The following is a 24,258-nucleotide window of genomic DNA, read 5'->3' as shown; positions in this document are numbered from 1 at the left end:
AGGGCGCCGTAGAACAGGTTCGAAATGAGGTGTTCGGTAACGGCCATCAGATCACCTCAAAAAATTGAAGAGGGGTTTACTTGACCGCCAGCTTGCCCTGAGCCTTCTCCTCCCACGTCGGAATCGGATAGTACGGCTCAGCGTTAGCAGCCTCAGGCGGCCAGATTATCTTCTTGGTACCTCCCTGCCACTGGATTATGACCATCTCGTGTCCAACCTGCTTTCCTGTCTCCGGATCGATCTTCCAGAGTCCGTAGAGGCACATGAACTCAACGTCGTTCATCGCCTCCCTGACCCTGTCTGGGTCGATGCTCTGAGCCTTCTCTATCGCGTACGCGTACGACAGTACAGCAGCCGCTGCCTCGGCAGCATGGTAGCTTGGAGGCTCGTCGCTGCCCGAAACTTCCCTGAACATCTTCAGGAACTCGTCCTGCGTGGGACCGAAGTAGTCCACTCCGAGCTTTTTCGCAGCTTCAGGACCGTACGTAACTCCAACCTCCCACTGTGCCGGGGCTGAGATACCCTCTGCCCTAATACCGAGGGCGTCGTAGAACTTCGGAAGTGCAGGAGCAACGAGAATCGAGATCGCCTTGACGTTGATCTTCAGGTCTGCGAGCTGGCTGACGAGGAGCTGACCGTCGGCAAAGTGGCCTCCACCGATGATTATGTCAGGGTTCGATGCCTTCAGCTCGTTGAGTATCGGCGACAGATCCTGAACACCCTTCGGATAGGTCTTGTCGAACACCACCTCGAATCCCAGCTCCTCAGCGTGCTTCTTGGCTGCGCTGAAAACGGACCTCGAGAACTCCGTGTCCTCGTACACCATCGCCACCCTCTTCGCTTCAGGATCGATTGCCTTGATCATGTCGAGGAACCCGGTCTGGTACTTGCTCGCAGGACTGAGGGTCTGGACGACGTAGTGGTAACCCTGCTCGAATATGTAGTCGCTCGCACCGCCGTGGCTGTTCATGAGCACGCCGTACTTCTCGGCTATGGGCGCGGCAGCGAGCGTGAGGCCGGAACTGTACGGCGCGAGGACGAACTTCACGCCATCCTGTACGGCAAGCCTCTCAATTATGCTCTGAACGACCTCCTTGTTGGACTGGTCGTCGTAGTACTTGATCTCGACCCTGTAGACCTTGTCTCCAACCTTCAGTCCACCGTGCACCTCGTTTATCCACTTAGCAGCAACCTGCATCCCCCACAGAGACATCTGTCCCTCCTTTGAGAACTTCCCTGTCAGGCTAATAGGCGCACCGAAGTAGAGGGTTTCCACCTTCGCCTCCTCTTTCTGCTCCGGCGCAGTTTTCTCTGGCGTGGGGGTTGGAGAAGCGGCTGGCTTCTCCTGCTGCTGCGCACATCCCGCAAACAGCAGGGCCACAGCGGCGAGGCCCAGCACCAAAAACACCCAGCCTTTCCTCATGCAGAACACCCCAGAGTTTCATAATAATTAATACTTAAAAATTTTCTCATGTTTTCAGCTCCCTCCGGAAGGCCTGAATGCCGGTGATAGCCCTACCGAGTATCAGCGTGTGTATGTCGTCCGTTCCCTCGTAGGTGTAAACCGACTCAATGTTGGCCATGTGCCTTATTGGTGAGTAATCCAGGCTTATTCCGTTCGCTCCAAGCAGCTCCCTCGCCATCCTGGCTATCTCTCTAGCGACCTTTACGTTGTTCTTCTTGGCGAGAGAAATCTGCTCGGGCGTAGCCTTACCCTCGTCCATCAGCCTTCCGAGCCTCCAGGACACGAGCTGAGCCTTGGTTATCTCGATCAGCATGTAAACGAGCTTCTCCTGAACGAGCTGATAGGACGCGAGAGGCGCGCCGAACTGCTCCCTCTCCTTCACGTAGTTCAGGGCCGTCTCGTAGCAGTCCATCGCTATGCCTATCGCACCCCAGGAGATGCCATACCTCGCCTGATCCAGGCAGCTGAGCGGTGCTCTCAGTCCGAGAGCCTCCGGCAGCCTCTGCTCTTCAGGAACCCTGCAGTTGACGAAGCCGAGCTCCCCAACCCCTCCTGCTCTCATCGAACCCTTCTTCGTAAGCGCCTGCTGGGTGAACCCCTTCGTGCCCTTCTCGACGATGAATCCCTTAACCCTGCCATCGTCAACATCCCTTGCCCAGACGACGGCTATGTCGGCTATGTCTCCCTCGGTTATCCAGGTCTTCGTGCCGTTGAGAACCCACTCGTCGCCATCCTTCCTGCACGTCATCTCCATGCTCCCCGGATCGCTGCCGTGGTTTGGTTCTGTCAGACCAAAGCAGCCTATGATCTCTCCCTTGGCGAGCTTGGGCAGGTACTTCTTTTTCTGCTCCTCGCTGCCGTACCTCCAGATTGGGTACATAACCAGGCCTGAGGTCACGGCGACGAAGCTCCTCAGAGCGCTGTCCACCCTCTCGACCTCCTGACAGATGAGGCCGAAGGTCGTGTAATTCATTCCGGGACAGCCGTACTCCTCGGGGATGAAGGCACCGAGCATCCCCATCTCGCCGAACTTTTTCCCGAGTTCCCTGAAGTTCAGCGGCTTTTCCTCGTGCCAGGCATCGACGATAAGAGGCTCCACCTCCTTCTCCAGGAACTCCCTGACAGAATTTCTCACAAGCCTCTCCTCGTCGGTGAGAAGCTCGTCAATACTGTAAAAGTCCACTCCCCTGAACACATTTATCACCTTTGATGATGAAATTTGAAATCATTTATTAATTTTTCGGAAATGTGTTTCCAGCTCAGAAGAAGTCGTGCGCAGAAAGATCAACAATTGCCAAACACCGGTTCGCCGGGAAACAAAGCACGGCAAGGAATAACCATAACATTATTAAATCACCGCATGGTGCTATTACCTGACATACAAAAGGAGGTGAACGGATATTCTAATCGAGGTTAGATTTCACGGTAGAGGTGGGCAGGGAGCTGTGACCGCAGCGGATCTTCTCGCCGTTGCCGGCTTCAAGGATGGATATTACACGCTCTCGTTCCCCATGTTCGGGGCTGAGAAGAGAGGCACACCCGTTGTCTCGTTCCTGAGAGTGTCGGACGAGCCCATAGTCATCAGAGACGAGGTCAAGAACCCGGATTACGTTGTGGTGATGGACCCCTCACTCATAGACGTTGTTGACGTGCTCGCCGGATTAAAGGATGAGGGGATGCTCATAGTCAACTACCCGAAGGGGTCTGAGGAGCTGAAGAGCAAGCTCAGCACGGATGCGAAGGTATACACGATAAACGCCACGAAAATGGCCACCGAGATTCTCGGAAGGCCCATCACGAACACCGCGATGGTGGGCGCTCTCGTCGGAGCTACCGAGATGATAAAAATAGAGAGCGTAGAGGAGGCAATCATGGAGTTTTTCGAGAATAAGGAGATTGCCGAAAAGAACGTGCAGCTTGTTAGGAAGGCGTACGAGCACATGAAGGAGGTATGCAGATGAGCAAGCTCAGACTTTATATCGGCGCGAGCAACCCGGCGAAGACGTCGCAGATGAAAACCGGGGACTGGGGTACAGAGTGGGCTGTGGTTGACGAGGACAAGTGCATAGCCTGCGGCCAGTGCGTCACCTTCTGCCCCGAGCCAGCGGTCGAGCTCGTCGAGAAGGGTGAGAAGAAGGTGGCGGTCGTAAATCAGGATTACTGCAAGGGGTGCTGGGTCTGCTACACCGTGTGCCCGGTTGAGGCGATAAGGATGGAGACGAAGGATCTTTACAGGCTCGAGGTGTGTTAGATGAGGAAGGTTGTTAGGGGATTCTACGCGATTGCCGAGGCCGTCAGGCTCTCAAGGCCAAATGTCATTGCGGCATACCCCATAACCCCCCAGACCGAGATAGTGGAGAACCTGGCCGAGATGTACGCGAACGGGGAGCTCGGAGACACCGAATACGTGACCGCAGAATCGGAGTTTGGAGCCGCGTCAATGGTCCTCGGGGCATCTGCGGCGGGTGCAAGGGCGTTCACTGCGACGAGCTCGCAGGGCCTGCTGCTCATGACCGAGGTCCTCTACAACGCTGCCGGAATGAGGCTGCCGATAGTTCTGGTGGTCGCGAACAGGTCGGTTTCCGCCCCGCTGAGCATATGGAACGACATTCAGGACAGCATCTCGATAAGGGATGCGGGAATAATCCAGCTTTACGTGGAGAGCAACCAGGAGGCGCACGACATGATACCCCTCGCATTCAAGGTAGCAGAAAACAAAGACGTTCTCCTGCCGTTCATGGTCTGCGTTGACGGGTTCAAGCTCACTCACGCTTACGAGCCGATAGACCTGCTCGACCAGGAGACCGTGGACAGGTTCCTGCCACCGTACGAGCCGGTGGTGAAGCTGGACGTCGAGAAGCCCGTTGCCATGGGATGCTACGCTCCACCGCCCTACTACATGGAGTTCAGAGCGGCCATGGAGTTCGCGATGGAGAGGGCGAGAGAGGTTATGCTGAAGGAGTTCAAAACGTGGTACGAGCTAACGGGCAGAGACTGGGGAGGGCATGTTGTAGCTGAACACTGCGAAGACGCCGAAGTCGTTTTCGTTGCAATGGGCTCGATAGTCGCGCTGATCAGAGAGGTAGTGAGGCAGATGAGGAGCGAGGGTAAGAAGGTCGGCATGCTCAAGATCAGGACCTACAGGCCGTTCCCGCACGAGGAGGTCAGAGAGGCTCTGAAAGACGTGCAGAAGGTCATAGTGATAGACAGGGCCCTCTCGATCGGGGCCGAGCCACCCGTGGCAGCAGACGTCAAGTCTGCACTCTTCGGCCTCTCGCCAGAGTTCCACTCGGTCATAATGGGCCTCGGAGGAAGGGACATACCGAGGGAGCAGATAGAGAAGCTGATAACGGATGTGCTGGAAGGAAGGGCAAAGCCCGGAAAGAGGTTTGAAGGGCTTTACGAGTTCGAAGAGGTGATACCATGACTCTGTTCGGCCCGGGTCACGGCGCATGTCCGGGGTGCGGATTCCCAATCGCGGTCAGAGGAGCTCTCGAAGCCCTCGACGGGAAAGTGATAGCCGTCAACTCAACCGGGTGTCTGGAGATAGTCAGCTCCATGTACGGGAGAAACACGTGGGGTGTGCCATACATACACTCCCTCTTCGAGAACGCTGGAGCTGTTGCGGCGGGCATAGAGACCGCGCTCAGGGCACTCAAGAGAGATAAAGAGGCCCACGTGGTGGTGTTCGCGGGAGACGGAGCGACGTTCGACATAGGCATCGGCACGCTCTCCGGAATGCTGGACAGAAACCACAACGTCATATACATCTGCTACGACAACGAGGCGTATCAGAACACCGGAAACCAGCAGAGCATGGCAACCCCGACCGGGGCTGCGACAACCACGACTCCGGCAGGGAAGGTGATACCCGGAAAGACCGGCAGGAAGAAGGACATGATAAGCATAGCCGTCGCCCACGGTGCTCCGTATGTGGCGTCTGCCAGCATAGCCTTCCCGAAGGACTTCCAGAGGAAGGTCAAGAGGGCCGCTGAATTTGAGGGGACAAAGTACATCCAGGTTCACGCCCCGTGCGTCACGGGCTGGGGGATAGACGGAAAGCTCACAGTCGAGGTCGCAAAGCTTGCTGTCGAGACCGGGCTTTACCCGCTGGTCGAGTACGAGTACGGAAAGCTCGTGAGGGTCAGGAAGATAAAAGACAGGAAGCCCGTGGAAGAGTACCTCAAGCTCCAGAGGAGGTTCAGGCACCTGTTCAGGCACCCGAAGGGAAGGGAGATAATCGAGGAGCTGCAGAGGGTAGCGGACGAGAACGCCAAGAAATACGGGCTCGACGCCTGACCATTCTCTTTTTTGATTATGAACGCGAAAACCGCCCTCGAAATTTCGAGGAGAGTTGCTGAGGAGGTCGAGAGCGCCGTAAGGCATCTCGCCGGAAAGAGTGAGGCTGGAGTAACCGTGGGGATGGGAAAGGACGGCACCCCCACCAAGAAGATCGACCAGGTTGCAGAAAACGCGGCCCTGAAAGTTCTCGGAGAATACGACCTCACCGTCGTCAGTGAAGAGGCGGGGGTCACGGGGGAAGGTGAGGTTTACGTCGCCTTAGACCCTGTCGATGGCACGTTCAACGCCGAGAAGGGTATCCCGGTATACTCCGTAACCCTCTGCTTCTCGAGATCGAGAAGGTTGCGCGACACGTTCTTCGGGTACGTGAGAAACCTCGCCACCGGTGAGGAGTACTACTCGGACGGACGGAGATCATACAGAAACGGAGAGGAGATACGGGCGAGCGATGCTGATAGCGTGGAGTGCAACGCAATCGTGTACTATCCAGAGAGGAGGTTTCCATTCAGGAGGGTGAGAATCTTCGGAGCCTCGAGCCTCGAAATCTGCTACGTTGCAGACAGAAGGTTTGACTGCTTCATAGACCTGAGGAGAGGTGCTGGAGGAAGGGGATTCCTGAGGGTTTACGACATCGCCGCGTCACTCTTCATAGCCAGAAACGCTGGAGCAAAGATATCGAGCCTCGACGGGGACAGCGTGTGGGAGAAGGAGATCAGCATGGACGAGAGGTTCAGAATAGTCGTCTCCGGAAAGAAGGTCCACGACGCGCTCTTAGAGATGCTGGTATGAGGGTCGGAATAGTCTACAAGTACGACTCCCTGAGCATCGCAAGGGAGGTCGCGGAGTTTCTCGAGAAGAACGGAATCAGGGCGGAGCTGCACCATATCCCCACGTGCAGCCTCGAGGACTGCGGAACCGTTGTCACCGTTGGAGGGGACGGCACGATCCTGAGGACGCTGCAGGAGCTGATAGATCCCCCGCCAATTTTCGGGATCAACACCGGAAGAATCGGGATTCTGACTCACGCCGATCCGGGCAGCTACAGAGGTCCGCTGTTGAGGGCGGTGATAGGAGAGCTGGACGTCGAGGAATTCCTGAGAATCGAAGCGGAGTACAGGGATGTCAAGCTGCTGGCCCTGAACGAGGTGGCGATACTGTCATCAACTCAGGCGAGGCTCATAGAGTTCGAGATCGAGGCGGACGGAAAAATCATAGACTCCATGAGGGCAGACGGGGCGATATTCTCCACTCCGGTCGGATCCACCGCTTACTCCCTGTCGGCAGGTGGCCCCATAATAGACCCCTATTCAAGCGCAATCTGCTTCACGCCCGTGTCCCCGTTCAGAGTTGGCTGGAGGCCGTGGGTCTTTTCCGGGGACAGGGAGATCACCTTCAGGCTGAAGCCCCTCAGAGACGCTGTGGCGATCGCAGACGGAAACAGGGCAGTTGAGGTGGACGCCGGAGGGGAGGTCGTGATACGGAAATCAGACCACCCTGCGAGGTTCTTCAAGCTCGAATCGAGACTCAGCAAGATAGCCGAAAAGATGAGGGGTCTGAGGTGACGGAGATATTCGGGGTAATTGGGTACCCGGTGAAACACTCCCTTTCCCCGGCGATGCACAACTCGGCTTTCAGACACCTCGGATACGACGGAGTGTACCTGCCGTTTGAAGTGAAGGGCGATGACCTCGAGGTCGCGCTGACGGGTGCTAAGGCCCTCGGCGTGAGGGGGCTCAACGTGACCATTCCGCACAAGGAGAGAGCTGCCGAGCTCTTCGAGCAGGATAAAGCCGTTGAGGAGATAGGGGCGTGCAACACGATCGACCTGAGAAAGGGCAGGTGCTACAACACAGACGTTTTCGGAATAACGAAGGCCCTTGAAGCTGCCGGAATTGAGACCGGTGGTCTGAGAGTTCTCGTGGTGGGTGCGGGAGGTGCCGGAAAGGCGTGCATATACGCCCTCAGAGACGGTAACGACGTGTTCGTTACGAACAGAACTACCGATAGAGGGATCGAGGTCGCCAGGAGGTTCGGGGTTGAATTCCTGAGCAGCGATGAACTTGAGGGAAGGAAATTCGATCTCGTGGTCAACGCCACGCCCCTCGGAATGAGGGGCTTTCCAGCAGAGCTTCCGGTTCCAGAAGTGGTTCTCACCTCTAAGCCCGCGGTATTCGACATGGTTTACAACCCCCCGGAAACGCCGCTTATAAGGAAGGCAAGAGAGTACGGCTGCAGAGTTGCAAGTGGGGTGGACATGCTCGTGTACCAGGGTGCCAGGGCGTTCGAGATATTCACGGGCCTCGAGGCTCCGGTGGAGGTCATGAAAAAGGCTGTGCTTTCAGAACTCAAAAAGCTCGCTTAGCTTCCTCTGCCTCGACGTTCTGATGTCGAAGTACTCCACAGCGGCCCTCCTCACCCTTTCCACGTGCTCGGCTGGACAGTAAACCCCGAGTCTCCAGTTCGCCTGCTGTGCCTTTTTGAGGGCCGAGACCAAGGGAGTGGTCTTTTCGATCGATACCAGCTCTCCATCAACCATAATCGGAACGCTGTATTCCGAGCTCTCGATCGGTGGAATGTCAACGATCACGAGGTCGCCATCAACTCCTGCACTTTCCGCTATCTCAACCTCCGCTTTCCTCTCGTCAACACGCTCCACATTCACGCCCACGTCATTCTCTGACACGAAAACCGCTCTTTTCAGCAGGTTCCTCCTGTCGAGCCGCTCAACAAACTCCCTTGGAAGGCCGTTAAGCCGTCTCATCAGGCAGATCACGTCGTGGTCGTCCATCCTGACGAGCTGCCGGGGATCAACCGCACCCTCGTCCACCATCCACTCCAGGACCTTTTCGAGCATCTTCCTCGCTATTCTGCAGACGTGGTGGTGGTAAACGGCAGAATACATCAGGTACCTGGATATCAGGAAGCTCTCAACCGCCCTCACGCCACCTGCCTCAACGAAGACCTGCCTGCCGTCAAACTGCATCTTCCCAACGAGTCTGTCGAAGTCAACTATGCCATATGCGACACCCGTGTAGTGGGCGTCCCTCAGCAGGTAGTCTATGCGGTCGACGTCGATGACGCTGCTCACAGGTGGCTCGGATACGCGCTCAGCGACCCTCTTCCAGTTCATCCCGTGATCTTCCAGCACGTCCCGTATCTGCGAACCCCTCACAATTTCCCTGACGTCCTCGTGCTCCCTCCTGACGTACTTTCTGAGGATGACCTCTCCGGAGTGGCTGAACGGAGTGTGCCCTATGTCGTGCAGGAGTGCCGCGGCAAGGATTTCCGGGTCGTCGGTGAGCCTCGACGCAACGTACATCGCGCCTATGCTGTGCTCGAACCTCGTGTGGTGTGCCCCCGGATAGACCAGGTCCGCAAAGCCGAGCTGCTTTATCCTCCTCAGCCTCTGAAACTCGGGAGTGTCAATGATACCCACCATCCAGTCCTCGAGCTTTACTGTCCCGTGGACCGAGTCGTGGATGAGCTTCACAGACTGGCTTCGCCGAGCTGGTAAATGAACATTTCTGATTCCCATCACTTCAGCGCTGTGCAATCACGGTCATCAAACCCTCCCGATCGGAGACTTTTTAAACCCAGCATGTATCCGTGGTTCTGAGGGGCCGTAGGGTAGCCTGGTTATCCTTCCGGCTTTGGGAGCCGGTGACCCGAGTTCAAATCTCGGCGGCCCCACTACTGCGGCTAAACTATTCCCTCCTTCCTCAGATTTTCGAGATCCTCCCTTCCGAGCCCGAGCATTTTGTGGTACACGTGCAGGTTGTCCTCGCCAACGTCCTTGCACAGCCATTTAAGCTTCGGTGGGGTTTCGCTGAACCTCCATGGCGTGTTCACAACCACAAGCTCCCCGTACCTCCTGTCCCTGTACCTCCTGAAGATGCCTTTGTCCCACCAGTACTTTTCCTTCAAAACTTCGGCAGGGGTCAGCACCTTGGCGTATATCGCCGTCCCCCTCTCACCCTTCTCCTTCCACTCCATCATCTTCTTAGCGAGCTCTTCAAACGTGAAGTTCCTGATCGCTTTCTGAATGTCCCGGTACGCCTGCTTCTGCTTTTCCAGCGGAATTCTGTCGAAAACCGTGGGGTACTTTTCCATGAGGTCCGGAGCCTCGATCTGGGTAACCAGCGCCCTGAAGTTATCGTCCGTGTAGCCAGACGCGAAGACGTACCCGTCCTTCACCTCGTAATACGCGTAGCTGAAAACTCCCGCATCCAGGGGCAAAACGCCAACATCGAGCGGTTCCCTGTAGAAGTGTACCCACTGCAGCTCGGGCGTCATCTTCATCATCACCTCTGTTGACGTGAGGTCAATCATCTGCCCCTCCCCGGTCCTCTCCCTGTGCAGGAGCGCGAGGAGGATCCCTGAAACTGCATACACTGCCGTAAAGTAGCTCGCCATCCAGAATCCGGGAGCCGTGGGCAGGTTGTAAGGCTCGCCTGCATCCTCGAGCTCCTTGCATGAAAACATGTACCCGGAGTTCGCCAGTCCGAGCAGGTTCGAGTCGGGCACCTTCGCGAACTCTCTTGCTCTGGGGCCGAAGTGGCCGTAGGCTGAGAAGGCAAGGTATATCAGGTCTGGCTTGATTTCCCTGAGCTGTCTGTAGCCAATGCCGAGTCCATCCAGGTATCCGGGAGGGAAAGACTCGATAACGACGTCCACTTTCGTCACGAGCCTCCTGAACAGCTCCCTGCCCTCTTCTTTTTCCAGGTTCAGTGTGATGAATTCCTTGTTTCTGCCCTCGATCAGAAAGTTGAGTCCGGTGTTTCTGAAGTAATATTCGCCAAAAGGAGTTATCTCCCTGAGCGGATCCCCGTCGGGAGGTTCCACCTTGATAACTGTTGCACCGAATTCTGCGAGGATTGACGAGGCTATGTGTGCGGAGGGCTGGGCATAGCTGATGTCGAGAACCACCACTCCCTTGAGCACATCGTCCTTGAACCTCCCGCTTTCGGGGTCAGTAATCTTCCTAGCATACTCAACCCAGTCTTCCATTGCCCTCACCTCACCACGTGAACACGGGGTCCTTTTCGGGGTCAAAATCGGCTGGAGGCTTCCTGCCTATGAAGTCGGCCCAGTAGGAGATCACCCCTTCACTGATGAGCTCTTCAATCTCCTCATCACTGAGGCCCAGCAACCTCTTGAAGACGTAGCGGTTGTGGTAGCCGACAGGATAAACTGACCACTTAATTCTCGCCGGGGTTCTGCTCATCTTTATGGGATTGCCTGCAGCTACCATGTCTCCGAACAGTGGATCGTCGTAGAACCACACGCTCTTCCGCGCTCTCAGATGCTCGTCGTGGTACACCTCAAAGCTCCTTCTGACGGGAGATGCGGAGAAGCCGTGAGTCTTGGATGCCTCAACTATCTCGTCGAGCGTTTTTCCTGAAACCCATTCGGCAACGATCCTGTCGAGTTCATCGGCATTCTCCTTCTTCAGCCTTGCAGAGGTTGTGGAGAACCTCTCGTCACTGAGAAGGTGCTCTGCACCCATCGCCCTGCACAGCGCCTCAAATTCCCTCTGGGAGAGAACGGATATGATCACGAGCTTTCCGTCCTTGGTCTTGTACATGTTTGCAGGTGAGAGGTTAGGGTCTCTGTTGCCGATTCTCGGCCTGTCCTCACCCTTCAGGGCCACGTACGTGTAGATGGCGTCCATTATCCTCGGGAGAGTCTCCACCTGACTTATGTCTATGTACTGCCCCTTTCCGGTCTTTTCCCGATAGTACAGGGCTGCGAGAACGCACATGAAGCCAACGGTGGCGTTGATGAAATCTCCGGGATAGTGCGGGAGTCGAAGTGGAACCCTCCCCTCGTAGCCTGAAACTGCAGACGCTCCACTCATCGCCTGACCGCTTGCATCGAAGCTGGGCCAGTCCCACCTCTCTCCCCACTGGCCGTATCCGCTGAGAGAGATGTAGATGATGTCCGGCTTAACCTCCCTGATGTGCCTGTAGCTGAGACCGAGCCTGTCCATCACACCGGGCCTGAAGTTCTCCACGATCACGTCGCACTTTTCAGCAAGTTTGATCAGCAGGTCTCTCCCCTTGGGATTCTTCAGGTCAATGGATACGTGGTACTTGTTCCTGTTAACCCACATCGCCCCGAGCGAGTTGTCCTTCCAGAACCTGGCCCAGAAGCTCACACTCCTGATGAGGTCCCCCATTTTGGGAGGTTCAACCTTTATAACCTCCGCCCCAAACTCGGCGAGGAGAGACGTTGTTTCCGGGCCGTGGATGACCATCGTCAGGTCGAGGACCCTCACACCATCCAGAGCCTCGGGCTTATCGTATACGCTCTCCGGATCAAACAGCCTGTTCGTCCATTCAAAATACTCGCTCACAGGACCACCTCCATGAAGCATTTATGGGTAAAAAATATTTAGGGTTTGTCTTTTTGTCACTCAGGCCTCCATGGCAGCCCTTATGTCCGGATCAAGGTCCTCTCCGGAAGCTCCCTTAGTTACGAGCGAGACCGCGATCATCACCAGCAGTGCCACGATTATGCTGACCGCATAGCTCGGCATCGCGTACGGGAGCTTCATCCCCAGGACCTTCTCGTAGAACAGGAACCCCACGTTCAGGACCAGGGCCGTGACGAGGCTCGCTATAGCCCCTTCCCTCGTTGCTCTCTTCCAGTTCAGTCCAACAGCCAGGAGAGGCAGTGTTGCCGAGGCAAAGTACCCCCACCCGAGCGCACCAAGGATTGCCACCAAGTACTTTCCGTAGTAGCCGAAGAGGACGGCAAAGACTGTCAGCAGGATGGTGACCACCCTTCCCCACCACACCTGCTTCGAGTGCTCGAGCTCCTTCCCGAGGGCCATCGGGATGTCGCGCACTATCGCTGCCGTTCCTATGGATATGAACCCGCTCGCGGTCGACATTATCGCCGCAAGCAGTCCCGCGTACACCACTGCGCTCATCCAGGGTGGAAGCTGTCCGAGGAATGCTATCGCCGCCTGGTCGGGCTTCTGAAGTGCGGGAATTTTCCCTCCAATGACGAGCCAGAGAGCGGCGTAGCCGACGAAGATCCACAGCAGGCTCGACAGCATGTAGCTCCCGCCGCTTATCAGTGCTCCCCACTTCAGGTCCTTGTAGCTCCTCAGGGCGTAGAACTTCGTGGCCAGGTGGGGCTGTCCGAGACCACCCAGGGCGAACACGAAGAACCACATGAGCACGAGCACCCACGTGCCCCTTCCGAGCGGGTCTATGAGCACCGGGTCCTTCTGACCGATTACGGTGAAGAGCCCCTCGGTCCCACCGGTCATCATCAGTGCAAACGCGAGAACCCCCACCGCGGCGACTATCATGATGAGACCCTGGAAGAAGTCCGTCAGAATGCTGGCCGCCATCCCTGCAACAGCGGTGTAGACCATCGTTATGCCAAAGATTATGATTATCGCGGTTTCGAGGTCGACTCCGAGCAGCCCAGAAACCACATAGCCCCCGGCCATGACCTGAGTTCCGAGGTACGCAACCACTCCGAGGACGAGACTCGCCGCCAGCAACCCCCTCACCGCCTCGCTCTTGAACCTCGCCGCGGCTATGTCGGGAAGTGTCGCTATGGGCCTCGTCTCAGCTATTAGCCTGACCCTCTTACCTATTATGAACCACCCCAGCCCGAAGCCGAGTGGTGCGGCGAGGGTGATCCACAGGGACGTGGCTCCGAGGGCGTACACCAGTCCGGGACCCCCAACAAAGCCAAAACCACTCATTATGGATGCGAAAGCCGCTACCGACGTGACGATGGCTCCAAACAGCTTGTGGGCTCCAAAGTAGTGCTCTGCCGTGCTGACCCTCTTGACAGCGTAGACACCTATCGCGAAGGTCAGAACGAAGTATGCAATGACGACTGTTACCGTCAGCGGATCACTCACCGCCATCACCCTCCTTCGCACTCTCCACCTTCCTCTTGAACTCGTTCCATGTGCTCTCGCTTAGGATCCACCTGTCGAAGAGGAACGCGTAGCTGAGTGTTCCCGGAATGAACAGAAGGAGCCACATCAGCGGAAACAGGACGAAAAATCCGGGGTGCATTCCCGCGATCGTGAAGTCCGGATACTGTCCCCTGAACTGCGCCCAGTACTTGAAAATCAGAGTTATGCAGACGCTCCAGAACGCAAACAGCACCACGCCAAGCCACAGTGCAGGTCCGAACTCATTCTCCTTCATCGCCCCGATTACGAGCCAGAGGGTGAGACTCAGTCCAACGAGATATCCGAGGAGCTGCCACGAGTTTGTCAGTGCGGAAATAAGCATCAGCAGCATCACAGCTCCGTTCAGAACCAGGACTCTACCTCTCAGGTCGATACCAACCACCTCCGGAGATAGAGTAAATTCAACATGATTTAAAGTGTGAAGTTAACATGTTCACGTCAGCTAAAGGGCCAGAAAAAAGCCCGTGAAGGTGGAACGCCACTGATGGCCACTACCTCTGGGAGATCATCCTCCCTATGTGCGTGAGGATCTTTCTCTCCGCCCTGCGAATGTTCTTGGATATTCCAGCCTTGGAAATCCCGAACTCCTTGGCAAGCCTCGTCACGTTCACCTTTCTCGGATCGTCGTAGAACCCGTACCTTATCGCGGCACTGAGAATCGCCTTCTCCGTTTTGGTCAGGCCGTCTATGGCCTTTATCAGGTCTGCAAGGATGGAGGAATACCCGATAATCCTCGACAGGTCCTCCACTGTTATCCTGTTGTGGTTCTTCACAACGAACTGATTGTTCCTCTCCAGGTCGCTCAGCGCATTATCCACCTCGGACCTCGTGTCAAAACCGACCTGCCACAGCTCACTTCCACCCTTCACGTGGAACGGTCCCACTATATATCCCCCGTTGCTCCTGATTGCCTTCATGGCATCTGTGTAGTCTATCTCCACCCTGACCGTTGCCTTGTCCCCCTCCCTCGAAAGGATATCTATCCTGTGAAATTTTGGCTGAGACTGCAGTGAAAATATTGCATTCTGCAGCTCCTCCGAGTCCTTGGCTATTATGTACCCTCGAACGATGAACGAGTCCCTGCCGAAGTCCCAGTAGGTGCCGAAGTACGACACATCCAGGTCCTCGGAGGTTATAACGAACGGGCAGTCGTACTGAAGAATGTCGATCGTCAGCACATACATGGCAATTATTTATTATTTTTAATGATATATAAGCTTAGCGAGGTGCTCCAAAACCCTTATTACTCCCCGGTCCACAACCTATACGAATGACCATGCTCAGCAATCCCAGCGTGTGGCGGGAGTTTTTCCAGAACTACTATGAGAGGGAGCTGAACAAGATTGCAGGAAAGATTTCAACTGGTGATGGGACTGAGAAGAGCATATATGTGGATGTTCTCTCTCACCTCGCATTATTCAGGGAGGGTGTCCTCGCTGAGGAGCTCTTCAACTACCCGGATCAGGTTATCGAGGACGCCAAGAACGGCATAGCACTCACGGACAACATCTACGACGTCAGGCTCGAGAACTGCACTCCGAGGTTCGTTAACCTGCCGGTCGCGAGAAGGACGCTTATTCGTGACCTCAGGGCAGACCACATCTCCAGGTTCATATCCATCGAGGGCATCGTGAGGAAGGTAACCGAGGTAAGGCCCAAAATCGTAGAGGCGGCATTCGTGTGCAGCCACTGCGGGAAGAAGGTCAGGGTGTATCAGGAGGAGAGCAGGATAAAAACCCCCTACGAGTGTCCGGCGTGCAAGTCTAAGAGGTTCGTCTTCCTGCCTGAGGAGAGTCTGCTCGTCGACAGCCAGCGCATTAAGATTCAGGAGTACCCGGAGAACCTCAAGGGAGGGGAGCAGCCCCAGAGCATCGACGTTTACCTGGAAGGCGACATAACCGGCATAGTGAATCCAGGAGACAGGGTGGTGATCAACGGCATAGTGAGGGCCAATCCGAGGGGCCAGGGGCAGAAGAAGCTCGTCCACATGGACCTCTACATCGAGGGCAACTCCATCGAGATCCTCCAGCAGGAGTACGAGGAGTTCGAGATAACGGAGGAGGACAAGAAGAAGATACTCGAGCTGAGCGAGGACGAGAGAATTTACGAGAAGATAATAAGGAGCATAGCTCCATCCATATACGGTTACGAGGACATAAAGCTCGCCATCGCGTTACAGCTATTCGGAGGTGTGCCCAAAAGGCTGCCGGACGGGACGGAGATAAGAGGTGACATCCACATCCTGCTCGTAGGCGACCCCGGTGTGGCGAAGTCACAGCTTTTGAGGTACGTGCACAGGATCGCCCCGAGAAGCGTTTACACCACAGGAAAGGGAACCACCACAGCCGGCCTTACGGCAACTGCCGTCAGGGATGAGGTTGACGGCAGGTGGACGCTCGAGGCCGGAGCCCTCGTTCTCGCCGACAAGGGTGTTGCACTCGTGGACGAGATTGACAAGATGAGGCCTGAGGACAGGTCAGCTCTGCACGAAGCGATGGAGCAGCAGACCATCAGCGTTGCCAAAGCCGGAATTAACGCGGTTCTCAAGGCGAGGTGCGCGCTGCTCGGCGCTGCCAATCCAAAATACGGAAGGTTCGACCGCTACTCGCCCATAGCTGAGCAGATAAACCTCTCGCCAACGCTCATGTCCAGGTTCGACCTGATATTCGTCCTGACCGACGACCCAGATCCGGAGAGGGACAGAGCACTCGCCACCCACATCCTCCAGACCCACAAGCTCGGAGAAAAGCTGGAGAAGATGAGGAACGTCGCGAGCGAGTACACAAGGCAGAGCCTGGAGGGCGAGATCCAGAAGGTCGTGCCGGTAATAGATCCAGACCTCCTGAGGAAGTACATCGCCTATGCAAAGAGGACCGTTTTCCCGGTGCTGACCGACGAGGCCGAGAAGAGGATCATAGACTTCTACGTGGGTATGAGGAGCAAGGCCAAGGAGGATTCGCCCGTTCCGGTCACTGCGAGGCAGCTCGAGGCGTTGATCAGGCTCGCAGAAGCTTCTGCAAGGATAAGGCTCAGCGACAGAATCGAGCTGGAGGACGTGGAGAGGGTCATCAGGATAATCAGGAAGAGCCTGGAGCAGATTGCGCTCGACCCGGAGACAGGGGAGATAGACATAGACTACGCATTTTCCGGCACATCGAAGAGCCAGAGGGACAGGATAATGACCATAAAGAGGATAGTCGAGGAGCTGGAGAAGGAGTACGAGAAGGGCGTGCCGGAAGAGGTGATATTTGAGGAGGCTGAGAAGCAGGGAATAGACAAGCTGAAGACGAGGGACCTTCTGATAAAGATGAGGGAGAAGGGAGAGCTGTACTGCCCGAGACCGGACCACTACAGGGTCGTGCACAACTACTGAAGGGGCACGTGGAAGAGCGACGCTACAAGGGTGCCGAACAGGTAGCTGAGGAAGGCCGTCCCCATCCCGGCAACGAGCATCTCCGCTGCCTTCTTTTTGAGAGGTATTCCCGACAGCAGAGATATCAGCGAGCCCACAATTGCGAGCAGCGCTGCCGAGAGCAGCAGGGACAGGGGAAGGGCTTCAGCCGTCGTTTCGGCGATGAAGTACGGAATCACGGGCAGCGCGACCCCGCACAGGTAGGCCGTGCCGGTGTAGATGGCCGACTTCAGCTCGCTCTCCCTGATCTCCTCTACCTCGATGCTTTCGCCCCTCAGTTCCCTTAAAATTGCCTTCAGCCTCACTCTCGTCTCATTAACCTGCCTCTGAGAGCGGACGGAGATGAACGAGCCGGATGCCATCGACAGTGCACCGGCAACCCCGACGACGAGCCCGCTCATTCCGACAAGGTCTGGCCTCGAAACGTAAACGGCAGAGAGCCCAGTGACGACACCGAGAATCTCCACGAGACCGTCGTTGATGCCCAGAACCATGTCCCTTACATTCTCAGCTCCAAAAAGCCTTTTCTTTCCCGAGAAAAACTTTTCGTGCTCGATCTCGTCCACTATTATCTCCCTGAGCTCCTCCCTCTCGCCATCGCTCAGCTCGTAAGCCCTGAAGAAGTCGTAGTACTTGATTATCGCGCTCATCTCGTTGAACTCGAGAAGGGAGGATGTCAGAGCAGGGCTTATCCTCCTGAGCAGCCTGACCATCCAGAGGCTCAGCCTGCCAACCCTGACCCTTTCGGGCCTGACGCCCCTGCTCTCCAGAAACCTCCTCCAGAAGTCCGCGTGCCTTGCCTCTATGGTGTGGATCCTTATGAACTCCCTTCTGAGATCCTCATCCCTCTCTCCATCGGCCAGAGTCCTGTATAGCAGGGAATCCTTGAACTCCTCCCTGTAAAATTCGAGGGCGTCCTGCCGCAACTACATCCTCTCCAGCGGCTCTATTCCGAGCAGCTCGAGTCCGTTCCTGAGGACGATCCTCGTCGCGTCAACAATGGCGAGCCTGTGCATCCTCACCTCGCTGTCCTCCACGATCACGGGGTTTCTGTGGTAGAAGTCGCTGAACCTCTCGGCAACGTCCATCATGTACTCCGCGAAGATGTTTGGCTTGAGCGTTCTGACCACCTTTTCCACCACAAACGAGAACTTGGACAGCAGCAGGACGAGATCCCTCTCGACCTCATCCATAACCGCGGAGTTGAAGTCGAGGTCCGCATACCCCATCTCCACGGCCTTGCGCATTATGCTGCACGCCCTCGCGTGCGTGTACTGAATGTAACTCGCGGTCTGTCTTTCAAAGTCCAGCGCCTTTCTCCAGTCGAACGTCATGGGCTTCTCCGGCGAGACCCTGATGAAGTCGTACCTCAGCGCGCCAATCGCAACAGCCCTGGCAACCCGCTCCTTCTCCTCCTCGCTGAAGTCCCTGTCGGCGATTATCCTCCTCGCCTCCTCGATCGTCCTCTCTATGAGCTCGTCCGCTGAAATGAACTTTCCCTTTCTCGTGCTCATCGAGCCCTCGGGAAGAGAGACGAACTCGAAGAACACAATTTCGGGGGCTTTAAGGCCAAGTGCCTTCAGAACGTCGGAGAGCTGACTGGCTATGAGCTTGTGATCAGCCCCGAGAACGTTCACGAACCTCTCGTACCTCTCATTCTTCCAGAGGTGGTACGCGAGGTCTCTCGTCACGTAAAGAGTAGTCCCGTTCTCCCTCCTCAGGATGAGGTCCTTCTCGTAACCAAACCGGCTCATCTCGACCCTGTAAACGTCGTCCTTCACGAGGAGCCCCTTCTCCTCGAGCATCTCGAATATCCTGTCAACGTAGCCATTCCTGACGAACTCAGACTCCCAGACGTAGCTGTCATGCTCGACGTTCAGGTTCCCGAGCGTCTCCCTGATTCCCTCGAGGGCCTTCTCGATCACGTTTCTGAATTCCCTGACCACATCCTCATCCCCTCTCTCGTAGGCGACCATCAGCTCCTCAACCTGCCTTTCGATACCCTCGTCTTCCTCGGCATCAGCGTTTATCCTTATGTACGCCCTCGCCACCTCGTGGTCCGGCTTCCCATCCCCGAGGCCGTACCTCCTCACCCCGAGCACGGCCATTGCTGACTGCCTGCCCATGTCGTTCACGTAGTACTGTGTCTAAACGCTAACGCCCGCCTTCCTGCGAATCCTCGCGAGGGTGTCGACGATTAAGGAGTTCCTTATGTGGCCCACGTGCAGCGGCCCGTCGGGATTTGCAGATGTGTGCTCTATCAGGACCTCGCCGCCAAGCCTCAGCTCCCCGTACCTGTAGTCCTCGTCGAGAATCGCGTTCACGGTGTCCTCGAAGAACTCGGGACTGGCGAAGAAGTTGATGTAGCCGTTCACGACCTCTATCTTCCCTATGTAATCTCTGTATATCTCGAACTCCTCTACCAGTTCTTCGGCAACTTCCTGAGGTTTCCTTCTCATCTCCTTTGCCAGCTTGAACGCAATGGTTGAGGCGAGATCTGCGTGCTCGCTCTCCCTGAGAAACCTGTCGTCAATGCCCGTTGCCCTTTTAACCTCACGATAGAACGCCCGGAACATTTACCATCCCTCTGGCTTGAACCTGAGTATCGCAGCGATTCCACCAAACGCGTTCTTGAGCATCGCCCCCTCCTCAGAGTCTGAGGAGATGAACTCCACCTTCGCCCCTCCAGCCTCAGCAAGCTCTGCAAGCTCGAGAATCACGTCCCTCCTCTCGACCTCCTCCATCTTTACGTTGTCCTTCTCGCAGACCATGTCTCTGCTCGTGTTCTCCTTTATCGTCACCTCTCTCTCCTCCCCGCAGACCGGGCAGCGGTACTTTACCCTCTCGTACCTGAGGTCCTCCGAGATGAGCAGCGTGTCCACGGCACCCATGCTCAGGTACTTTCTAACCTCGTCCTCTCCGTAAGCTGCCGCACCGTCCTTGACGACCTCTTTCAGAAACCTGTTCATTATCTTCTTCTCCCTCATTATGTCAAGTTCCTGCAAAGCGTCGCTGGCCTTCTCGACAAGCTCGTAAAGCCCGCTCTCGTCAGTGTAGCTGACGTCGAAGAGACCTATCACCTTCTTCTGTATCTCGTGGTGCAGGTAATTGCCCTCGTAGAACTCCTCCTTGGTTGGGGATGGACCGCCGATGAGCACGCCCATGAGATCGTCCTTGTACTGCAGCAGTGCCTCGCTCGCCTTCTCCCCGACCCTCTTGTAGAACTCGTGGATTGCAATCTCCCTAAGCCTCTCGAACCTCACGCTGCTCTGCCCACCCTGCCTGTGCTTCCCGGGAACGTTTGAGGTCGCGTAGGCGAGGGCCTCTATCCTCTTGCCCCTCAGAATCCCGATCGTCGCCTCCCTCCTGTCCAGCACGATCAGTCCGTAAACCTTCTTTTCGACGAGCATTTCCTTCAGGGGCTCGAGGTAGAAGGTAGAGTCGCAGTGGTACTTGTAAAGCGGCACGGGCTCCGGGGGTTCGATTATGTCGGTTATGTGCTTCTCCTTCCCACCCCCGAGATCGATCACGCCGCTTATTATGACCATTCCGTTTTCAGGTGGCTTCTTGAAGTACTTGAGCCTCTGCAGTATCGCCTCAAGTCCCGCCATGACGTGCGTCCTGGTCTGCTTGGACTTTATGTTCTGGGCCTGGCTGAGCTCGTTCCTGAGCTGGGACGCTACATCGGCGATGTTCTTGTCGGGAGGAATGTAAAGCGTGATCAGCTCCGTGCCCCTCCCCTTGTACTTTTCGAGCTCTTCGAGCTTCCTCCTGAATTCGTACTTGAGACGGGTGTCCATAATCACCACCTCAGATCAAGTGTTTAAATACCTGGCCTTCAGAGCCTGCCAGGTTCTTATCGCCCGGAGAAGATCAATCTTCCTGAAACTCGGCCAGTAAACATCAACAAAATACGTAAGGCTCTCGGCACTCTGCCAGGGCAGGAAGTTGGAGAGCCTCTGCTCTCCGCCAGTCCTTATCAGAATGTCCACCTTCTCGTACCCGCAGTCCGAGTACAGGTACCTCGAGAAGAGAGACTCATCTATATCATCGGGGGACAGTTTTCCAGCACTCACGTCTCTCAGAATTGCCCTCACCGCATCCACGATCTCCTGCCGGCCACCGTAGGCGAAGGCGATGTTGAGGAAGTACCTGTCGTAGCCAGCGGTCTCCCTCTCGACCTCCTCGACTGCCTCGAGAACGTCATCGGGAAGCATGTCCCTCCTCCCTATGACCCTGACCCTCATCCTGTCCCTGTGAGTCCTCGGGTCCCTCAGCAGCCTCTTCACTTCCCTCTTGAACAGCTCGAATATGTGCCTCCTCTCCTCCTCGTTTCTCCTGAAGTTCTCCGTTGAGAATGCGTAGAGGGTTACGACTCTAACTCCAATTTCCCTGCACCACTCGAGAACCTTCTCAGCCTTTCTCGAGCCGAAGAAGTGCCCCATCTGAACGGGCATCCCCCTCTTCCTGGCATACCTTCTGTTACCGTCCATTATTATCGCTATGTGGTCCGGAATCGTTCCCCTCCTGACCTGTCTGAGAAGCCTCAGCTCGTATATCTTACCTATCATACTCCTTAAGCACCGAGGTGACGAGCTCCTCGTACTCCTTCCTGAGATAGTACCTGTTTTTCTCGCCCATCTCGACCTTGAGGATTCCGAGTCTGGCACTCATCAGCCCGACCATCGCCGAAACCCCGCGCGGGTTCAGATCGTACCCGTTCTCACTTAGCTTTCTGTGGAGCTCCTCCGTCGTGTACTTCCTGCCATCCAGCAGTATGCCTATGAGAGTCTTCCTGATTCCGCTCCTGTCCCTATCCAGATACTTCCTCAGCCGTTTCTCAATTTCCTCCGCCTTCACTTCCTCACCTCAGTGGATGTTTTTCAACAACAACTCGATCGTGAGTGGGGTACCTCTCAATAATCGAGGCCTCGAACCTGTCCTTCAGCAGCTCTGCCACCTCAACATCAACTTCGAATCCTCCATCGACCTCCACAAAATCAGCACCCATCTGAATTAAGACTTTTCTTATTTCCTCCCTCTCCCCCTCGAGCAGACCGCAGATCACGGTCCCTTCCGAGGTGACCCTGTAGAACTCCGGCATGTTGAATGCCATCCTTATGAGCCTCCTCCTGAACTGAGCGATCTCCTTGAACCTGACGCTGCAGAAGTGGAACTTCTCGACGCTCTCAGCATACCTTCCGGCTATTTCTCTGCTCCCGGCAGCTTCGAAAAACTCTCCCGGCTTCCAGCCAGCACTCTCGAGCTGCCCGGAGTTAGATGCTGAGAATTCGAGCTCGTTCACGTTGAGGAAGGCTTCGCTCTCATTGACCACCTCGACAACATCGAGACTGTACTCTATGGCCGGAATCTCGAAACCCGACTCCATCCCGAGTGACCTCGCCTTTTTAACAGGCCTCTCGTACTTCCTGACGTTTTTCAGTTCGGGAGGGTGAAACCTGATCTCATCAAGCCCGCTCTCGGCGAGCCTTTCCAGGGTCGAATCTCCAGCAGGGATGCTGGTGTAGAGGTGCGTGTGGAGTCCTGCTCGTGAGAAAACCCCAACGTACTCCAGAACCCTCTCAAGGCTTGCCAGGGGCTCCCCCCCGGTAATCGCCACGCCCTCTGCGGACATCGACAGTATCTCGTCGACCACGTCGTCGATGTTCTCCACAAACCTCTCGTTGGCGTAAACCACGTCCCTGCCCCTCCTCTCATCCGACACGGGGCAGTAGTAACAGCTGTGGGGGCACTTACCTGTCGCGAACAGAACCATCTTCGCCCCCTTTCTGCAGAGCCTGCACCCCTCAGTTAGGTAGCTGTAGTAGCTTCCACCCTCTATTCTCCTGAACTTCCTCATACTTCCATGAACCTCTTTCTGACGAAGTCAGCGCCGAGAGACTGCAGGAAGTACCCCGCCCTGGGACCGTGCTTGGTATCGAGAATCGCCTTGTAAATGGCCTGGAAGGCCTTTGCCGGCTTTACACCGACCTCACCGGCAACGTCGTAAACGAGCTTGTGTATTCTCTCGGCACTCATGCCGTCTTCGAGCCTCTCCGCGAACGTTCTGAGGAATCTCCGCTCGTCCTCACTGAACTCCGAGGTGATCTCTTCCCTTTCCTTCACCCTGAACTTCAGGTTGTCAGGCGCATATCTCTCGATCCAGGCCCTCGCGTACCTCAACCTCCTTTCAACATCCCTCTTCAGGGTGTCGCTTATCTCGTGGCCGTTTCTCCTGAGGATCTCAAGGACCCTCTCCACGTCCCATTCCGCTATCTGACCCACGACTATGAGGTGCCTGAACGGAACTTCAGAGTACACGACGTCTCCAACAAGAGATAGCTCCACGCTCCTGTCCTTCTTCCTGTAAGCGTCCTCGAATTCATCTATGATGTCGAGCAGCCCGATTCCGGGATCAAATTCTATGTGCCTCTCGGGCTTGCTCCTGATGATTATGTACCTGACGATCTCCGGCGGCAGGATCTCGACCATCTCCCTTACCGGGACGACTATGCCCTTTGAACTCTTCATGGCCCCCTTGCCCTTGAGGTGTATCCACTCGTACACGATGGGGAATGGTGGTTCAATTCCGAAGACCTCCCTCGCAATCCTCTTTCCAGAGTCGTAGCTCCCTCCAGCTGCAGCATGGTCCTTACCGAATGGCTCCACATCTATGCCAAGTATTCCCCATCTGGCCGGCCAGTCAACCCTCCAGACCAGCTTTCCCTCGGTTATATCGTTCTCACCCTCGTATCCGCACTCGCACACGTACCTGACCTTTTTCCCGTCAAAATCCGTGACCTTCGAGGAGTTTATCCTGCCACACTCCCTGCAGAGAGGCATGAACGGGCTCCAGTCCTTCTCGACGTCCCTGCCCGATACCTCCTTCAGTATTTCGGCTATCCTGTCCCTGTTCTCGAGAGACCTCACGATCATCTCGTTGTACTCCCCGCTCTCGTACATCCTGTGAGCTTCCTTCAGGATAACGGGTATGCCGAGCACATCGAGCGACTCCAGAAACGGCTGGAGGAAGTGCTCCGCGTAGCTCCCGTGACAGCCCTCGGGATCTGGTATCCTGCTGAGGGGCATTCCAACGTAGCTCTCGTACTCCTCTGGGAGAAATGGATAGCG

At 55.9% G+C, this 24,258-nt stretch carries 24 protein-coding genes and 1 tRNA gene; 9 read left to right on the top strand and 16 right to left on the bottom strand.

Features of this window, described 5'->3' with window-relative positions; genetic code table 11:
* Positions 1 to 76: 76 nt before the first annotated feature.
* Together ACXJJC_RS02290 and ACXJJC_RS02285 are read right to left on the bottom strand one after the other, a co-directional pair.
* Complete coding sequence (locus ACXJJC_RS02290; protein WP_456369126.1) at positions 77 to 1,423, bottom strand: amino acid ABC transporter substrate-binding protein; 1,347 nt, start codon at positions 1,421 to 1,423, stop codon at positions 77 to 79.
* Between the two features lie 46 nt (positions 1,424 to 1,469).
* Positions 1,470 to 2,660 (bottom strand): acyl-CoA dehydrogenase, encoded by a 1,191-nt coding sequence (locus ACXJJC_RS02285; RefSeq protein ID WP_456369130.1) that lies wholly within the window; start codon positions 2,658 to 2,660, stop codon positions 1,470 to 1,472.
* Between the two features lie 205 nt (positions 2,661 to 2,865).
* On the opposite strand from ACXJJC_RS02285, the gene ACXJJC_RS02280 reads away from it, so the two are divergent.
* From ACXJJC_RS02280 to aroE, 7 genes are read left to right on the top strand one after another with little or no spacing between them, the layout of a single operon-like run.
* Positions 2,866 to 3,426, top strand: coding sequence for a pyruvate ferredoxin oxidoreductase subunit gamma (locus ACXJJC_RS02280; RefSeq protein WP_456369128.1), 561 nt, complete (start codon positions 2,866 to 2,868; stop codon positions 3,424 to 3,426).
* Entirely contained in the window at positions 3,423 to 3,716 is a 294-nt protein-coding gene (locus tag ACXJJC_RS02275; RefSeq protein ID WP_456369124.1) for a 4Fe-4S dicluster-binding protein, read from the top strand. Before ACXJJC_RS02280 ends, ACXJJC_RS02275 begins: the two co-directional genes overlap by 4 nt.
* Complete coding sequence (locus ACXJJC_RS02270; RefSeq protein WP_456369122.1) at positions 3,717 to 4,892, top strand: transketolase C-terminal domain-containing protein; 1,176 nt, start codon at positions 3,717 to 3,719, stop codon at positions 4,890 to 4,892.
* Positions 4,889 to 5,764: a thiamine pyrophosphate-dependent enzyme gene (locus tag ACXJJC_RS02265; protein ID WP_456369120.1), complete on the top strand. Its 876-nt coding sequence runs from the start codon at positions 4,889 to 4,891 to the stop codon at positions 5,762 to 5,764. Before ACXJJC_RS02270 ends, ACXJJC_RS02265 begins: the two co-directional genes overlap by 4 nt.
* 18 nt (positions 5,765 to 5,782) lie before the next feature.
* Positions 5,783 to 6,556 (top strand): inositol monophosphatase family protein, encoded by a 774-nt coding sequence (locus ACXJJC_RS02260; protein ID WP_456369118.1) that lies wholly within the window; start codon positions 5,783 to 5,785, stop codon positions 6,554 to 6,556.
* Positions 6,553 to 7,329, top strand: a complete 777-nt coding sequence (locus ACXJJC_RS02255; RefSeq protein ID WP_456369116.1) for an NAD(+)/NADH kinase — start codon at positions 6,553 to 6,555, stop codon at positions 7,327 to 7,329. The genes ACXJJC_RS02260 and ACXJJC_RS02255 overlap by 4 nt, the downstream gene beginning before the upstream one ends.
* The gene (gene aroE, locus ACXJJC_RS02250; protein ID WP_456369114.1) at positions 7,326 to 8,129 is read left to right on the top strand and encodes a shikimate dehydrogenase; all 804 of its coding nucleotides are present in this window, start codon (positions 7,326 to 7,328) and stop codon (positions 8,127 to 8,129) included. Before ACXJJC_RS02255 ends, aroE begins: the two co-directional genes overlap by 4 nt.
* On the opposite strand, the gene ACXJJC_RS02245 is transcribed toward aroE, so the two are convergent.
* A complete protein-coding gene (locus tag ACXJJC_RS02245; protein ID WP_456369112.1) occupies positions 8,106 to 9,257 on the bottom strand; it encodes an HD domain-containing protein in 1,152 nt (383 codons plus the stop codon). The genes aroE and ACXJJC_RS02245 overlap by 24 nt on opposite strands.
* Before the next feature lie 126 nt (positions 9,258 to 9,383).
* Between ACXJJC_RS02245 and ACXJJC_RS02240 the strand changes: the two genes are divergently transcribed.
* Positions 9,384 to 9,457 (top strand) — tRNA-Pro (locus ACXJJC_RS02240).
* A gap of 9 nt (positions 9,458 to 9,466) precedes the next feature.
* On the opposite strand, the gene ACXJJC_RS02235 is transcribed toward ACXJJC_RS02240, so the two are convergent.
* From ACXJJC_RS02235 to ACXJJC_RS02215, 5 genes are all read right to left on the bottom strand, one after another.
* Positions 9,467 to 10,774, bottom strand: coding sequence for a CaiB/BaiF CoA transferase family protein (locus ACXJJC_RS02235; protein ID WP_456369110.1), 1,308 nt, complete (start codon positions 10,772 to 10,774; stop codon positions 9,467 to 9,469).
* A gap of 10 nt (positions 10,775 to 10,784) precedes the next feature.
* Positions 10,785 to 12,122 carry a CaiB/BaiF CoA transferase family protein gene (locus ACXJJC_RS02230; RefSeq protein ID WP_456369108.1) on the bottom strand — a complete coding sequence of 446 codons (1,338 nt, stop codon included), beginning with the start codon at positions 12,120 to 12,122 and terminating at the stop codon, positions 10,785 to 10,787.
* A 60-nt stretch (positions 12,123 to 12,182) separates the two neighbouring features.
* Positions 12,183 to 13,676, bottom strand: coding sequence for a sodium/proline symporter (locus tag ACXJJC_RS02225; RefSeq protein ID WP_456369106.1), 1,494 nt, complete (start codon positions 13,674 to 13,676; stop codon positions 12,183 to 12,185).
* A complete protein-coding gene (locus ACXJJC_RS02220) occupies positions 13,648 to 14,097 on the bottom strand; it encodes a hypothetical protein (protein WP_456369104.1) in 450 nt (149 codons plus the stop codon). Before ACXJJC_RS02220 ends, ACXJJC_RS02225 begins: the two co-directional genes overlap by 29 nt.
* A 109-nt stretch (positions 14,098 to 14,206) precedes the next feature.
* Entirely contained in the window at positions 14,207 to 14,899 is a 693-nt protein-coding gene (locus tag ACXJJC_RS02215; RefSeq protein WP_456369102.1) for a helix-turn-helix domain-containing protein, read from the bottom strand.
* Positions 14,900 to 14,985: 86 nt separating this feature from the next.
* Between ACXJJC_RS02215 and ACXJJC_RS02210 the strand changes: the two genes are divergently transcribed.
* Entirely contained in the window at positions 14,986 to 17,088 is a 2,103-nt protein-coding gene (locus ACXJJC_RS02210; protein WP_456369100.1) for a minichromosome maintenance protein MCM, read from the top strand.
* Here ACXJJC_RS02210 and ACXJJC_RS02205 read toward each other — a convergent pair.
* From ACXJJC_RS02205 to lysS, 8 genes are all read right to left on the bottom strand, one after another.
* On the bottom strand, positions 17,082 to 18,053 hold the full coding sequence (locus ACXJJC_RS02205; RefSeq protein WP_456369098.1) for a VIT1/CCC1 transporter family protein: 972 nt from the start codon (positions 18,051 to 18,053) through the stop codon (positions 17,082 to 17,084). The two genes, ACXJJC_RS02210 and ACXJJC_RS02205, sit on opposite strands and share 7 nt — an antisense overlap.
* Complete coding sequence (gene argS, locus ACXJJC_RS02200) at positions 18,054 to 19,262, bottom strand: arginine--tRNA ligase (RefSeq protein ID WP_456369096.1); 1,209 nt, start codon at positions 19,260 to 19,262, stop codon at positions 18,054 to 18,056.
* A 12-nt stretch (positions 19,263 to 19,274) separates the two neighbouring features.
* On the bottom strand, positions 19,275 to 19,703 hold the full coding sequence (locus ACXJJC_RS02195; RefSeq protein WP_456369094.1) for an ArgS family protein: 429 nt from the start codon (positions 19,701 to 19,703) through the stop codon (positions 19,275 to 19,277).
* The gene (gene prf1 / locus ACXJJC_RS02190; RefSeq protein WP_456369092.1) at positions 19,704 to 20,927 is read right to left on the bottom strand and encodes a peptide chain release factor aRF-1; all 1,224 of its coding nucleotides are present in this window, start codon (positions 20,925 to 20,927) and stop codon (positions 19,704 to 19,706) included.
* Positions 20,928 to 20,942: 15 nt separating this feature from the next.
* Complete coding sequence (uppS, locus tag ACXJJC_RS02185) at positions 20,943 to 21,698, bottom strand: polyprenyl diphosphate synthase (RefSeq protein WP_456369090.1); 756 nt, start codon at positions 21,696 to 21,698, stop codon at positions 20,943 to 20,945.
* Positions 21,688 to 21,987, bottom strand: a complete 300-nt coding sequence (locus tag ACXJJC_RS02180) for a DUF2551 domain-containing protein (RefSeq protein WP_456369088.1) — start codon at positions 21,985 to 21,987, stop codon at positions 21,688 to 21,690. The genes uppS and ACXJJC_RS02180 overlap by 11 nt, the downstream gene beginning before the upstream one ends.
* 4 nt (positions 21,988 to 21,991) lie before the next feature.
* Positions 21,992 to 22,987: a DUF8061 domain-containing protein gene (locus tag ACXJJC_RS02175; protein WP_456369086.1), complete on the bottom strand. Its 996-nt coding sequence runs from the start codon at positions 22,985 to 22,987 to the stop codon at positions 21,992 to 21,994.
* Positions 22,984 to 24,258, bottom strand: a 1,275-nt coding sequence (gene lysS, locus ACXJJC_RS02170; RefSeq protein ID WP_456369084.1) for a lysine--tRNA ligase, incomplete at its 5' end; no start/stop codon positions are given. The genes lysS and ACXJJC_RS02175, both read right to left, overlap by 4 nt.

The organism is Geoglobus sp. (assembly GCF_054018175.1).
This window is presented reverse-complemented; position numbering and strand designations above follow the sequence as displayed.